At 68.2% G+C, this 12,123-nt stretch carries 15 protein-coding genes; 11 read left to right on the forward strand and 4 right to left on the reverse strand.

The window, feature by feature from the left end; translation table 11 throughout:
- Positions 1–67: 67 nt before the first annotated feature.
- Positions 68–871, reverse strand: coding sequence for a nucleoside triphosphate pyrophosphohydrolase (gene mazG / locus HNQ67_RS02365; RefSeq protein ID WP_183251948.1), 804 nt, complete (start codon positions 869–871; stop codon positions 68–70).
- Positions 868–2,310, reverse strand: coding sequence for an MFS transporter (locus HNQ67_RS02370; protein ID WP_183251950.1), 1,443 nt, complete (start codon positions 2,308–2,310; stop codon positions 868–870). Before HNQ67_RS02370 ends, mazG begins: the two co-directional genes overlap by 4 nt.
- A 244-nt stretch (positions 2,311–2,554) precedes the next feature.
- On the opposite strand from HNQ67_RS02370, the gene HNQ67_RS02375 reads away from it, so the two are divergent.
- The 4 genes from HNQ67_RS02375 (at position 2,555) to ygiD (ending at position 5,323) form a co-directional block, all read left to right on the forward strand.
- Positions 2,555–3,415, forward strand: a complete 861-nt coding sequence (locus HNQ67_RS02375; protein ID WP_246347404.1) for a M15 family metallopeptidase — start codon at positions 2,555–2,557, stop codon at positions 3,413–3,415.
- The gene (locus HNQ67_RS02380) at positions 3,412–3,879 is read left to right on the forward strand and encodes a hypothetical protein (protein ID WP_183251954.1); all 468 of its coding nucleotides are present in this window, start codon (positions 3,412–3,414) and stop codon (positions 3,877–3,879) included. The genes HNQ67_RS02375 and HNQ67_RS02380 overlap by 4 nt, the downstream gene beginning before the upstream one ends.
- An 86-nt stretch (positions 3,880–3,965) precedes the next feature.
- Positions 3,966–4,568: an NAD(P)H:quinone oxidoreductase gene (wrbA, locus tag HNQ67_RS02385; RefSeq protein ID WP_183251956.1), complete on the forward strand. Its 603-nt coding sequence runs from the start codon at positions 3,966–3,968 to the stop codon at positions 4,566–4,568.
- Positions 4,568–5,323: a 4,5-DOPA-extradiol-dioxygenase gene (gene ygiD, locus HNQ67_RS02390; protein WP_183251958.1), complete on the forward strand. Its 756-nt coding sequence runs from the start codon at positions 4,568–4,570 to the stop codon at positions 5,321–5,323. Before wrbA ends, ygiD begins: the two co-directional genes overlap by 1 nt.
- Here ygiD and HNQ67_RS02395 read toward each other — a convergent pair.
- The gene (locus tag HNQ67_RS02395; RefSeq protein WP_183251960.1) at positions 5,320–5,724 is read right to left on the reverse strand and encodes a DoxX family protein; all 405 of its coding nucleotides are present in this window, start codon (positions 5,722–5,724) and stop codon (positions 5,320–5,322) included. The genes ygiD and HNQ67_RS02395 overlap by 4 nt on opposite strands.
- 83 nt (positions 5,725–5,807) lie before the next feature.
- Complete coding sequence (locus HNQ67_RS02400) at positions 5,808–7,367, reverse strand: AMP-binding protein (protein ID WP_183251962.1); 1,560 nt, start codon at positions 7,365–7,367, stop codon at positions 5,808–5,810.
- A 161-nt stretch (positions 7,368–7,528) separates the two neighbouring features.
- Here HNQ67_RS02400 and lipA point away from each other — a divergent pair, with 161 nt between their 5' ends.
- The 7 genes from lipA to HNQ67_RS02435 all read left to right on the forward strand — a co-directional run bounded on the left by lipA (position 7,529) and on the right by HNQ67_RS02435 (position 12,120).
- Positions 7,529–8,491: a lipoyl synthase gene (lipA, locus tag HNQ67_RS02405; protein ID WP_183251964.1), complete on the forward strand. Its 963-nt coding sequence runs from the start codon at positions 7,529–7,531 to the stop codon at positions 8,489–8,491.
- Positions 8,492–8,498: 7 nt separating this feature from the next.
- The gene (locus tag HNQ67_RS02410; RefSeq protein WP_183251966.1) at positions 8,499–8,954 is read left to right on the forward strand and encodes a type II toxin-antitoxin system RatA family toxin; all 456 of its coding nucleotides are present in this window, start codon (positions 8,499–8,501) and stop codon (positions 8,952–8,954) included.
- Positions 8,951–10,063 carry an NAD(P)/FAD-dependent oxidoreductase gene (locus HNQ67_RS02415; RefSeq protein WP_183251968.1) on the forward strand — a complete coding sequence of 371 codons (1,113 nt, stop codon included), beginning with the start codon at positions 8,951–8,953 and terminating at the stop codon, positions 10,061–10,063. Before HNQ67_RS02410 ends, HNQ67_RS02415 begins: the two co-directional genes overlap by 4 nt.
- Positions 10,056–10,586 (forward strand): GNAT family N-acetyltransferase, encoded by a 531-nt coding sequence (locus HNQ67_RS02420; protein WP_183251970.1) that lies wholly within the window; start codon positions 10,056–10,058, stop codon positions 10,584–10,586. The genes HNQ67_RS02415 and HNQ67_RS02420 overlap by 8 nt, the downstream gene beginning before the upstream one ends.
- A 31-nt stretch (positions 10,587–10,617) precedes the next feature.
- Positions 10,618–11,133: a GNAT family N-acetyltransferase gene (locus HNQ67_RS02425; RefSeq protein WP_183251972.1), complete on the forward strand. Its 516-nt coding sequence runs from the start codon at positions 10,618–10,620 to the stop codon at positions 11,131–11,133.
- Positions 11,134–11,243: 110 nt separating this feature from the next.
- The gene (rpmF, locus tag HNQ67_RS02430) at positions 11,244–11,426 is read left to right on the forward strand and encodes a 50S ribosomal protein L32 (RefSeq protein WP_123286562.1); all 183 of its coding nucleotides are present in this window, start codon (positions 11,244–11,246) and stop codon (positions 11,424–11,426) included.
- 112 nt (positions 11,427–11,538) lie between these two features.
- The gene (locus HNQ67_RS02435) at positions 11,539–12,120 is read left to right on the forward strand and encodes a hypothetical protein (protein WP_183251974.1); all 582 of its coding nucleotides are present in this window, start codon (positions 11,539–11,541) and stop codon (positions 12,118–12,120) included.
- The last annotated feature ends 3 nt before the right edge of the window (positions 12,121–12,123 follow it).

The following is a 12,123-nucleotide window of genomic DNA, read 5'->3' on the forward strand; positions in this document are numbered from 1 at the left end:
CCACCGCTTCGCGGTCCCCCTCCCCATGGCTACGTCACGGGGAGGAGACAGGGCAACGACTTGCAACCTAGCGTGGGTGTTCCGCCATCTTCGCCGCATTCCACAGGCCGTCCATCTCGGCCAGATCGCTCTGCTCCGGCGTCCGCCCGTCCTTCGCCAGTTCCGCCTCGATGAAGGCGAAGCGGCGGACGAATTTGGCGTTGGTCCTCCGCAACGCGTCTTCCGGCTCGACGCCCAGCTTGCGGGCGAGGTTGGCCATGACGAAGAGCAGGTCGCCGATCTCCTCGCGGGCCTTGTCGAGGTCCCCGGCGGCGATCTCGGCGCGCAGTTCGGCGACCTCCTCGACGAACTTGTCGAACACCTCGTCGGTGGAGGGCCAGTCGAAGCCGACGCGGGCGGCGCGTTTGGTCAGTTTGGCGGCGCGGGCCAGGGCGGGCAGGCCGACCGGGACGTCGTCGAGCACGCCGTGCTGGTCCTTGCCCTTGCGTTCAGCGGCCTTGATGTCCTCCCAGCGCGCCTTCTGGGCGGCGCTGTCGGGTTTGGCCGCCTCGTCCCCGAACACATGCGGGTGGCGGCGCTCCAGCTTGTCGGCGATGGCGTTGGCCACGTCATCGAAGCCGAACAGCCCCTGTTCCTCGGCCATGCGGGCGTGGAAAACGACCTGGAACAGCAGGTCGCCGAGTTCGGACCTCAGCTCGTCCCAGTCCCCGCGCTCGATGGCGTCGGCGACCTCATAGGCCTCCTCCAGCGTGTAGGGGGCGATGGTCTGGAAGGTCTGCTCCACGTCCCACGGGCAGCCGCCCACCGGGTCGCGCAGCCGGGCCATGATGGCGTTGAGGCGGTCGATGGGGGAGGTGGGGGACTCGGTCATGGGCCGGTCTGATGCGGCGCCGCCCCGCGCGCTTCAAGGGCGGCGCGGATTTCGGCGTGGCGCGCCTGGTCCAGCGGATAGCGGTGCAGGGCCACGGCCGCGAGCAGCAGGCACAGGGCCGGCAGGCCGGCGAACATGATCTGCAGCCACATCAGGGCCGGGCCGGAATTCTCGCCGCCCAGCCCCGGATCGAAACCGGCCATCTGCAGGCCGGCGAAGGTCAGGACCGAAACGGCGTAGCCCAGCTTGGAGGTGGCGGTCAGGATCGAGAACAGCAGGCCGGTGCGGTCGGCCCCGTCATCCAGCCGCACCTGATCGCTGACGTCGGCCATCATGGCCCGCAGCAGCAGGTCGCCCGAGGCGAAGGCGAGGCCGACGAGAGCGACCATGAGAGCGGCCATCAACAGGTCGGCGTAAGGAGCCGGCTTTCCGGTCAGCGCCTGCAGCCCGGCCTCGGCGGGTCCGACCAGGATCGGCGCAAGGAAGGCCGCGAACATCAGGGTGACGGCGAAATAGACGCAGGCCCAGATCAGCGCCCGGTGCTTGCCCAGCCGCACCGCCAGCCAGCTCCACGCCGGCGCTCCGAACAGGCCGAAGACGAAATAGACCAGCAGCAGGATCGAGGTCTCGGCCCGTTCGAAACCCCGGGCGGCCTCGAAGAAGTAGAAGAACAGCGCCCCGACCACGCCGCGCGCCACGCCCAGGGCGAGGTCGGCCCCGAGCAGACGCTGGATCACCCGCCGCTTGAACAAGGCCAGATAGGCGAAACGGCTTTCGGTCGAGGCGGGCGGTCCGGGCGGCGGTTCCGGCGTGAAGGCGAAGGTTATGGCGAGGGCGACAGGCAGGGCGACGATGATGAACCAGCCCTGCCACTGCACCGCGCGGGCGTAGTCGCCCCAGCCCATGTTCTGCACCAGCACCGGCACCATCAGCACCGCCAGCACGCCGATGATGTTGGCGGTCTGCCACCAGCCGTAGATGCGCGAACGCTGGTTGTAGTCGGAGGACAGGGCCGAGGCCCAGCTGACCTGCGACAGCAGGCTGACCGAGAAGCCGAGCGACAGGACAACCAGCCACACGGTCAGGTGGGCCGCTCCGGCGCCGGGCCGGGCCATGAACAGCATGCCGACCGCCAGCATCAGCACCGGCGCCGCCATCCCCATCCACAGCCGGTAGCGGCCGAAGCGGCTGTGGGTCCGGTCGATGACCATGCCGAGGGCCGGATCGATGAGGATGTCGGCCATACGGATGATCAGGAACACCAGGCCGACCACGGCCAGGTCGACGCCGACATGGCTGGCGTAGAATTCGGGCAGGGTCACATAGACCGGCAGGCCGAGCGCGGCGTAGGGCAGGCAGGCGGCGGAGAAGGCGGCGAGCACGCCGTTGCTGCGGCGCGGGGCGGCCCCTGCGGTCGAGGTCTGGGCGGCGTCGGTCATGCGGGCGTCCGGCGGTCCGGCCCTGAGTCGGCCGTGTCTCAGCATGCCGGTTTTTCATGGCGGCCGCATAGTCCGGCGACATGTCCCGCCTGTCCGCCTTGTCGATGATGTCGCGGCGTGCCGTGTCCCGGATGTCTCGCCCCGCATGTATTGGTCCGAAATCCCCGTTCGGACATGGGCTCTTGCCCTGACTGGCAGGGTCAGGTTTGCTTGCCGGATGGCGTTGTCGCGCACACTCTTCGGTTTGCTCGTTCTATGCGCCGCCGCCGCGGTGTCGGCGCCACGCGCCGCCGCCCAGTCGGCGGAGGACTGCGACGCCGCCCAGGTCGAATGGGGCGCGCCCGCCCTGGCCAACGCCATCTCCCACTATTCGCTGGAATGGCGGCCGTTCGGCGGCGCCGAATGGGGATGGGAAACCTATCTGCCCCTGATCCAGAAGGAGCTCGGAACCGGCTGCGCACCCGGTTCGGCGCGTTTCGCGCGGGCGCTGGCGGAGTTCCAGTACAACTACGGCCTGCCGGCCACCGGCTGGTTCGACGCGGCGACCTTCCAGGTGTTTCGCGGCCTGTGGCAGGAGCGGCGGCCGTTCATCATGGAGCGGGTGCGCGAACAGCCGTGCCCCGACCCGCCGCCGCTGTATCAGCTCGGCTATCTGGTGGCATCGGAGGAGCACGCCGACCGGCTGACGCGCCTGCTGCGCCGCGACGTTCTGGCCGCCTATCGGCTGATGGTGGCGGCGGCCCGGGAGGAGGTTCCCGAAGTGGCCGCCGATCCGGAGCTGCTGCAGATCTTCTCGGGCTTCCGCGATCCGGAGGCCGACGCCGCCCGATGCGCCGCCCAGGGCAATTGCGACGGCCTGCGCCGCGCCGTCTGTTCGCCGCATCGGACCGGCACGGCGGTCGATCTCTACGTCGGTCAGCTGGACGAGATGGGCGTCGACAACACCTCGCCGGCCAGCCGGCTGCACATGAGCCGCTCCGCCACCTACCGCTGGCTGGTCCGGAACGCCCACCGGTTCGGCTTCGTGCCCTATGTCTATGAGCCGTGGCACTGGGAATGGGTGAGCCCGACCGGGGGTTATGCGCTGGATATGGCTGCGCCTTGATCCGGGCCCTCACGCCCGGCGAGGCGGCGCTCGCCCGCGAGGCCTTCGGCGACGCCTTGCGATGCGAGAGCGTCCGTTTCCTCCCCGCGCCCTGGCCCTTCGATCGCGCCTTCGTGCCGGGCTGCTGGTTCGGCCGGGAGTGGATTGTCTGGCCGGCCCGGACCCTGCCTGCGGATATCGCCGTCGCTTCGCTGAAGGCCCAGGCCACTCTGATCCATGAGTTGACCCATGTCTGGCAGGCGCAGCAGGGCGTCAACCTGCTCACCGGCAAACTCCGGGCGGGGGACCGGCCGGAGTCCTACGAATACCCGATCGGCATGGACTGCGACTGGGGCGGGCTGAATATCGAGCAACAGGCGATGGTCGTGGAGCATCGCTTCCGCCTGCTCCATGGCGGCGTCGTTCCGGCGCCGCCCGATTTCTACGACCGGGTCTGCCCGCTGGGGCCTCGGATCAAAGTCTGAACGGAGACACTTGTCCCCCGGTCAATGGAACCCATATCCGCTACACGCTATGTTGCTAATGTCAGCCCCCATCAGCGGAGACTCCCATGCCCAAGATCCTTGTCCTGTACCATTCCACGCGCGGCCACGTCGAAGCCATGGCCGGGGCGGTCGCCGAGGGTGCTCGGCAGGTCGACGGCGCCACGGTGGACATCAGGCGCGTTCCCGAACTGGTCCCGGAGGAACTGGCGCGGAGGAGCGGTTACAAGCTGGACCAGGCCGCTCCGGTCGCCGAGGTCGACGAACTCGCCGGCTATGACGCGATCATCGTCGGCGCGGGCACCCGCTACGGCACGGCGGCGTCCCAGATGCGCAACTTCCTCGACCAGACCGGCGGGCTGTGGGTGAAGGGCGCGCTGGTCGGCAAGGTCGGATCGGCCTTCACCTCGACCGCGAGTCAGCATGGCGGTCAGGAGACCACTCTGATCGGCCTGGTCCAGACCCTGCTGCACCAAGGGATGGTCGTCGCGGGCCTGCCGTACGCCTGGCAAGGCCAGTCGCGCATCGACGAGATCACCGGCGGCTCGCCCTACGGCGCCACGACCATCACCGGCTCCGACGGCTCGCGCATGCCCAGCGACAACGAGCTGGAAGGCGCCCGCTGGCAGGGTCGTTATGTCGCCGAGACAGCGAAGAAGCTGTTCGGCTGATGCGTCAGCCGGCGCTCTTCTTTGGCCACGGCTCGCCGATGAACGCGCTCGGCGGCCCCTATGCCGAGGGCTGGCGCAGGCTGGGCGAAGGCGTCGGTAAGCCACGGGGCGTGGTCATGGTCTCGGCCCACTGGGAAACGGAGGGGGCGGCGGTGACGACGCAATCAGCTCCGGAAACCATTCATGATTTCGGCGGCTTCCCGGACGAACTGCATGCGATGCAATACCCGGCGCCGGGGTGTCCGACCCTGGCCCTCCGGGTGTCTGACCTGACCGGAGCCGCGCCGACCGACCAGTGGGGCCTCGATCACGGAACCTGGTCGGTGCTGGCCCACGTCTGGCCGGCGGCGGATGTGCCTGTCGTGCAGCTGTCGCTGGACCGCCGGCTGGACGCGCGTGGGCATTTCAATTTGGCTCGGAAGCTGGCGCCGCTGCGCGACGAGGGGGTCATCATCGCCGGTTCGGGCGACTTCGTACATAATCTGCGGACCTGGAAGCGGGCCGGGGGCGAGGCCTATGACTGGGCGACGCGTTTCAACGAGGCGGTCAAGGCGGCACTGGCCCGCGGCGACAACGAGGCTCTGATCAATTGGGTCGGTCTGGCCGAGGACGCCCAGTTGAGCGTCCCGACCGACGAACACTATCTGCCGCTGCTCTACGTCGCCGCCCAGCGCAGGGCGGGCGACGACGTCAGCTTCTTCAACGACGTCATCGAGGGCGGTTCGATCTCGATGACCGGAGTCCGGATCGGCTAGGCTTTCCGCTTGAGGATGTGGCCCACGGCCCAGGCGCCTGGCCCGGCGAACGCCAGATAGAGGAAGACCCAGCAATACAGCGCCGCCAGTTCGCCCTGGTTGACCATCGGGAAGACCCCGCCGGTCAGGGCATGGAACTGGAAATAGGCCACGGCCATCATGCCGGACAGGACGAATGCCACCGGGCGCGTGAACAGTCCGACCACGATCAGGGCCCCGCCGAACAGCTCCAGCACCCCGCCGACGCCCATCTGGCTGAAGAGTTCAAACGGCCCGTGGGCCGGGGCCGGGAAGCTGAAGATCTTCTGGGCGCCGTGCTGCATGAACATCAGGCCCGTGACGATGCGGAGCCCCGCCAGGGCCTTGTCGGAGTGCGGGGCGAGCTTGGAAAACAGATCCATGAATCGGGTTCCTTTGATAACCGGCCCGGCTTGGGCCGATCTCCATATTGGAACCGATACTGTTACAGACAAGAGCCGGCCCGTCAGGCCGCCTTGTCCATTTCGACAATCTGCTGGATGCGGACGTAGTCGGTCTTGCCGGTGCCCAGCACGGGGACTTCGGCGACCCGCATGATCTTCTTGGGCACCGCCAGTTCCGGTGCGCCGTGGCTGCGGGCCCATTCGGCGAGGCGGGCTACGTCGGCGTCCTTGCGGTCGGTGACCAGCACCAGCTTTTCGCCCTTGCGGCTGTCGGGCACCGAGACGACGGCGTGGCGCGCCTCGGGCCAGACCGCGCTGGCGAGGCCCTCGACGGCGGTCAGCGAGACCATCTCGCCGCCGATCTTGGCGAACCGTTTGGCGCGGCCGAGGATGCAAACATAGCCTTCGTCATCGATCGCGACGATGTCGCCGGTGTCGTGCCAGCCCTCCCTGAGCGGCTCAATGGCCTCGGGGTCGTCCGGCGACAGATAGCCCTTCATGACGTTCGGACCGCGCAGAAACAGCCGGCCGCCTTCGTCGATGCCCTCGACCGGTTCGACCCGCCATTCCATCCCAGGCATCATCTGACCAACCGTTCCCGGGCGGTTGCGGTCGGGGTGGTTCACCGCCACCACCGGCGCCGCCTCAGTGGCCCCATAGCCTTCCAGCAGTTTCAAGCCGTGGAAGCGGGTGTTGAACAGGTGATGGGTCTCCGGCCGGACCTTTTCAGCCCCGGCGACCACGAACTGCAGGGTCGAGAAGTCGTCCGGCCCGGCCACGCGGGCGTACTGGTTCAGGAAGGTGTCGGTGGCGAACAGGATGGACGCTTTCACCTGCGGCAGCAGCTCCACGATCTGTTTGGCGTGCAGCGGGGAGGGGTACTGGAACGCCTTCATACCGTGGAGGATCGGCAGCAGCACGCCGCCGGTCAGGCCGAAGCAGTGGAAGGTCGGCAGCGGGTTGAACATCACCCATTCGGGCAGCAGGTCGATGTGCTGTGCGACCTGACGACAATTGGCCACAAGGTTCGCCTGGCTCAGCACAACGCCCTTGGGCGCGCCGAAGCTGCCGGAGGTGAACAGGATCACCCCCGGCGACGACGGCTCGGTCTTCACCCGGAACCGCTTGGGCAATAGACCGGCCATCAGGCCGTACAGCTTGTCGGGCAGGCCGATCGATTTTCGCACGTCGTCGAGCCAGACGAGTTCGGCTACGGTTTCGATCCTGGCGACCAGGTCCTCGATCTTGGCCTGCTGGACAAAACGCCGCGCGGTCAGAATTCTGGTGACGCCGGCGGCCTCGATCGCCGCCTTGATATTGAGCTCGCCGGCGGTGAAATTGATCATCACCGGCACGCGGCCGTGGGCGTGCAGCCCGTAGTAGGTGACCACCACGCCCATGCTGGACGGCAGCAGGATGCCGACCCGCTCGCCGGGTTCAGTCATCGCGGCGATCTTGCGCCCCAGCACGAAGGCGGCCCGGATCAACCCCGTGTAGGTCAGGGGTTTCCGATCCTGATCCTCGAGGATTTCCTTGTCGCCGTAGGTGTCGCGCGCCGCGATCAGGGCGTCGAAAATCGTCTCCTCGACGGCCGTGGGGTCCAGGGGTACGCGCAAAGACATCCTCCGTGACGCGTTGGCCGCGTCTTGTCCGAACGCCCAAACTAGAGCGGGGGGCCATGGTTGAAAAGATGTGTTACCCGGCGTGAGCCCGGACCGCGCCTTGCCTTCGCCACGCGGAAGGACGACATAGCGGTCTCGCAACGCCCGGAGCCGACCCCGCCTTGGTCACGCTGATCGACACCCTGACGAAGACGCCGGCCGAACTGCGTCACCCGGAGAAGCAGAAGCGCCCGGAAACGGCGGTGCTGAAGAAACCCGACTGGCTGAGGGTGAAGGCGCCCGGGTCGGGCCAGTACAACGCGACCAGGGCCATCGTGAAAGACAAGGGTCTGGTCACGGTCTGCGAGGAGGCGGCCTGCCCGAACATCGGCGAGTGCTGGAGCCAGAAACACGCCACCCTGATGATCATGGGCGACACCTGCACGCGGGCCTGCGCCTTCTGCAACGTCAAGACCGGCCTGCCGCAGCCGCTGGACCCGGAAGAGCCGGGCAAGGTCGGACTGGCCGTGGCGCAGCTGGGTCTGAACCACGTCGTCATCACCTCCGTGGATCGGGATGATGTGGCGGACGGCGGCGCGGCCCATTTCGCCGAGGTGGTGCGCCAGATCCGCCTGCAGGCCCCCAACACGACGATCGAGATCCTGACCCCCGACTTCCTGCGCAAGGACGGCGCGGCCGAGGTGATGATCGACGCCCGTCCCGACGTCTTCAACCACAACCTCGAGACCGTGCCGCGGCTGTATCTGAAGATCCGGCCGGGAGCCCGCTACTTCCACTCCCTGCGCCTGCTGCAGATGGTCAAGGAGCGCGACCCGAACCAGTTCACCAAGTCCGGCATCATGGTGGGCCTGGGCGAGACCCGCGAAGAGGTCATGCAGGTGATGGACGACATGCGCTCGGCCGGCGTCGACTTCATCACCATCGGCCAGTATCTGCAGCCGACCCGCAAACACGCCGCCATCGACCGGTTCGTGACGCCGGAAGAGTTCAAGGCCTATGAGGCGATCGCCCGGGCCAAGGGCTTCCTGATGGTGTCGTCGTCGCCGTTGACCCGCAGCTCACACCACGCGGGCGATGATTTCGCACGCCTTAAGGCGGCGCGGCTGGCCCAGACCGGACGCTGATCCGCGCTTGGCCGTCCACCGCGTCACCAAAATCCTGCCTTATACGCCCGACCAGCTGGCCGCGCTGGTCGCCGACGTGCGCGCCTATCCGGAGTTCGTGCCCTGGGTGAGCGGAATGCGGGTTTGGAATCCACGCGTGGAGGCGCCCGGCGTGTCGCTGGTCGACGCGGAGGCGGCCGTAGGATTCTCATTCCTGAAAGAGCGGTTCTCGACCTGGGTCCGGCATGACCGGAACCGCGACCTGGTCGAGGTGGGCCTGCTGCGCGGGCCGTTCAAATATCTGAAGAACCGCTGGGAGTTCTTTCCCGATCCCGCCGGGAGCCGGGTCGAGTTCATGATCGACTTCGCCTTCAAGTCGCGGCTGCTGGACGGCCTGCTGCACGCCAATTTCGACCGGGCCGTGGACCGCCTGATGCACTGTTTCGAGGCGCGAGCCGCGCATCTCTACGGGCCGAAGGGATGAACTTCGACTTCGACGCCGTGGTGGTGGGCGCCGGGGCGGTCGGTCTGGCCTGTGGCCGCGCCCTGTCCCGACGCGGGATTACGGTGCTGGTGCTCGAAAAGGAAGCGCACATCGGACAGGGCGTGTCGTCGCGCAACAGCGAGGTCATCCACGGCGGTCTCTACTATCCGACCGGATCGCTGAAGGCGCGGTTCTGCGTCGAGGGGCGGCGCGCGCTCTACGCCTTCCTCGACAGCCGCAAGGTCGACTATCGCAAGTGCGGCAAGCTGGTCGTGGCCACCGACGAGACCGAGGTGGAGCGGATCGAGGCCGTCTTCCGGCAGGCGACCACCAACGCGGTGGAGGGGCTGGAGCATCTGACGGGCGCCCAGGCGAGGGCGCTGGAACCGGGCCTCAACGCCCGGGCCGCCATTCTGTCGCCCGAGAGCGGTGTGTTCGACAGCCACGGCTACATGTTGGCCCTGCAGGGCGAGATCGAGGACGCGGGTGGCTCGGTCGTCGTCTCGACGCCGTTCGAGCGGGCGGAGGCGCTGCCCGGCGGCGGCTTCACCGTCACGGCCGGCGGAGAGGGGGGCGCGACCCTGACGGCCCGCCTGCTGGTCACAGCGCCGGGATTGCAGGCGCAGGATGTGGCGGCCCGGATCGACGGCTACCCGGCTGATCGCATCCCCGAGGGCCATTTCGGCAAGGGCGTCTATTTCCGCCTGATCGGCAAGGCGCCGTTCGAGCGGCTGATCTATCCGCCGCCCATCCCGGGCGCGCTGGGCACCCACTATCGCAAGGATCTGGGCGGGCAGGCGGTGTTCGGGCCGGACCTGCAATATGTCGAGGGAGAGGACTATTCGGTCGACCCGGCCAGGGCGACCGAGTTCGGACATTACATCCGCCGTTTCTGGCCGGGTCTGCCGGAGGGCGCCCTGACGCCTGACTACGCCGGCGTCCGGCCCAAGCTGCACGGGCCGGGCGAGCCGCAGCCGGACTTTCAGCTGAGGGGCTCCGAGGATCACGGGATCGACGGGCTGATGGCGCTGTTCGGGATAGAGAGCCCCGGCCTGACCAGTTCGCTGGCGGTCGGTGAGGCTGTGGCGGGCAGTCTCCTCGATGACTGAGGTCTTCATCCGCGAGGCCGTAGCGGCCGACATCCCGGCGCTGCACCGGTTGATCGAAAGCGCCTATCGCGGCGAGGTCTCGCGCGCCGGCTGGACGACCGAGGCCGACCTGCTGGCGGGGCAGCGCACCGATCCCGAGGATTTGGCGTCCGTGCTCGCCGATCCGGCGCAGGCCATGCTGACCGCCTGGAGAGGCGAGGAACTCCTCGGCTGCATCCTGATCGCCGACCGGGGCGGCGAGACGGGCTATTTCGGCATGCTGTCGGTCAGCCCGCCCCTGCAAGGCGGCGGACTGGGCCGCCGGCTGGTCGAGGCCGCTCATCAGGCGCTCGCGGACAGGTTCGGCGCGCGGCGGGTGCGCATCTCGGTGTTCCCGCAGCGCGAAACCCTGATCGACTGGTACCGGCGGCTTGGGTATGCGCCGACCGGCGAGACGCTGCCGTTCCCCTATGGCGACCCGCGCTTCGGCTTGCCGCTCCGCGACGACCTGCATTTCATCGTCATGGAACGCCCGCTGGCTTGACCGTTCACGCGTCAGGCCGCACTCGCACAAAATGGAATTTCGCACCCCCCGGCTAGTCCTGCGCTCCGCCCGGCCGGACGATCTGGCGGCGATGCACGCCGTCCTGTCCGATCCGCGCGCAACCCGCTGGTGGTCGACGCCGCCGCACGACTGCCTCGACCAGACCGCGCAGTGGCTGAGCAGCATGATCGCCAACGGGCCGGATCAGCCGGACTTCGTCATCGAGCGCGCTGGCGTCGTTATCGGCAAGGCGGGTTTCTGGAAGCTGCCGGAGATCGGCTACATCCTGCACCCCGACCACTGGGGGCAGGGGTTCGCCCGGGAAGCGGTGGAGGCCGCGATCGGTCATGTCTTCACCACCCGGGACATCGACGACCTGACCGCAGACGTCGATCCGGAGAACGTCGCCTCGATTCGCCTGCTGGAACGGCTCGGCTTCGTGCGCACCGGGTTCGCGGAGCGCACCTGGGAGATCGCTGGCGAGTGGAAGGACAGCCTGTACTATGGACTGTCCCGCGCGGACTGGAGCTCGCGTCAGCGCACTTGAACTCGCGGTCGGGTTCAGGCATAAGCCCGCGCTCGCGTGGCGGCTCTTCCGGGGGCCGCCGCTGTTGTTTTCGCGCCTTCCGGCGCCCGACCTAGAAGATTGAGACGGACATGGCCGTTCCGAAGCGCAAAGTATCGCCCTCGCGTCGCAACATGCGCCGCGCCCACGACTCGCTGGGCTCCAACCCGCACGTCGAGGACAAGGACACGGGCGAGCTGCGCCGCTCGCACCACATCGACCTGAAGACCGGAACCTATCGCGGCCGGCAGGTCCTGACGCCCAAGGAAGACTAGGTCTTTCGACTGGTTCGGACCCCGGGTCCGGCGAAGCTTTTCACGGCGCGCGATGGCCTCGCGCGCCGTTTTCGTGCGTTGTAGGCGGCGGCAGCAACGTCGGAGACGCTCCATGACCCGCCTCATCGCCCTCGGTTCGACCGCCGTCCTGGTCCTCGCCGCCTGTGGCGCCCCGCCGCCTGAACCCGTCAGGGCTCCGGATCTGCCTGCAGTTCCGGCTCCCAGCGCTGAGCCGTTGACCGCTCTGGGATTTGGTCCGCTGCGCATCGGCATGACCCGCGCCGAGGTCGTTGCGGCGCTCGGCCCCGACGCCGACCCCGAGTCGCCCGGCGGCCCGGACCCCGCGTCCTGTGACATGTTCCGGCCGGAGCGCGCGCCCGAAGGCCTGGAGGTGATGATCGAGGACGGCGTGCTGACCAGCATCTGGCTCAGCCGCAATACGGTTGTCGCGACGGACCGTGCGCTGACCATCGGCGATACGGCCGCCGAGGTGAAGCGCGTCTACGGCGCGGCCGCGAAGGTCGAACCACACGAATATGAGTCCGCGCCAGCCGAATACATCATGGTCTGGTCCAACGCCGACCACCAGAGCCCCGCCGCGCGGGGCCTGAAATACGAGATCGGGATGGACGGCCACGTCCAGCACATCGCCGGGGGCGGACCGAGCATCCAATACGTCGAGGGCTGCGCCTGACGG

Origin of the sequence: Brevundimonas basaltis (assembly GCF_014202075.1) — a bacterium.
In the GTDB taxonomy this organism is placed as follows: domain Bacteria; phylum Pseudomonadota; class Alphaproteobacteria; order Caulobacterales; family Caulobacteraceae; genus Brevundimonas; species Brevundimonas basaltis.

Excerpts from the sequence above, each read along its gene's own strand:
- HNQ67_RS02435 (WP_183251974.1), top strand. The coding sequence starts at position 11,539 with ATGACCCGCCTCATCGCCCTCGGTTCGACCGCCGTCCTGGTCCTCGCC.
- rpmF (WP_123286562.1), top strand. The coding sequence starts at position 11,244 with ATGGCCGTTCCGAAGCGCAAAGTATCGCCCTCGCGTCGCAACATGCGC.
- HNQ67_RS02400 (WP_183251962.1), bottom strand. The coding sequence starts at position 7,367 with ATGTCTTTGCGCGTACCCCTGGACCCCACGGCCGTCGAGGAGACGATT.
- ygiD (WP_183251958.1), top strand. The coding sequence starts at position 4,568 with ATGCGTCAGCCGGCGCTCTTCTTTGGCCACGGCTCGCCGATGAACGCG.
- HNQ67_RS02395 (WP_183251960.1), bottom strand. The coding sequence starts at position 5,724 with ATGGATCTGTTTTCCAAGCTCGCCCCGCACTCCGACAAGGCCCTGGCG.
- HNQ67_RS02425 (WP_183251972.1), top strand. The coding sequence starts at position 10,618 with ATGGAATTTCGCACCCCCCGGCTAGTCCTGCGCTCCGCCCGGCCGGAC.
- HNQ67_RS02415 (WP_183251968.1), top strand. The coding sequence starts at position 8,951 with ATGAACTTCGACTTCGACGCCGTGGTGGTGGGCGCCGGGGCGGTCGGT.
- wrbA (WP_183251956.1), top strand. The coding sequence starts at position 3,966 with ATGCCCAAGATCCTTGTCCTGTACCATTCCACGCGCGGCCACGTCGAA.
- mazG (WP_183251948.1), bottom strand. The coding sequence starts at position 871 with ATGACCGAGTCCCCCACCTCCCCCATCGACCGCCTCAACGCCATCATG.
- HNQ67_RS02370 (WP_183251950.1), bottom strand. The coding sequence starts at position 2,310 with ATGACCGACGCCGCCCAGACCTCGACCGCAGGGGCCGCCCCGCGCCGC.
- HNQ67_RS02420 (WP_183251970.1), top strand. The coding sequence starts at position 10,056 with ATGACTGAGGTCTTCATCCGCGAGGCCGTAGCGGCCGACATCCCGGCG.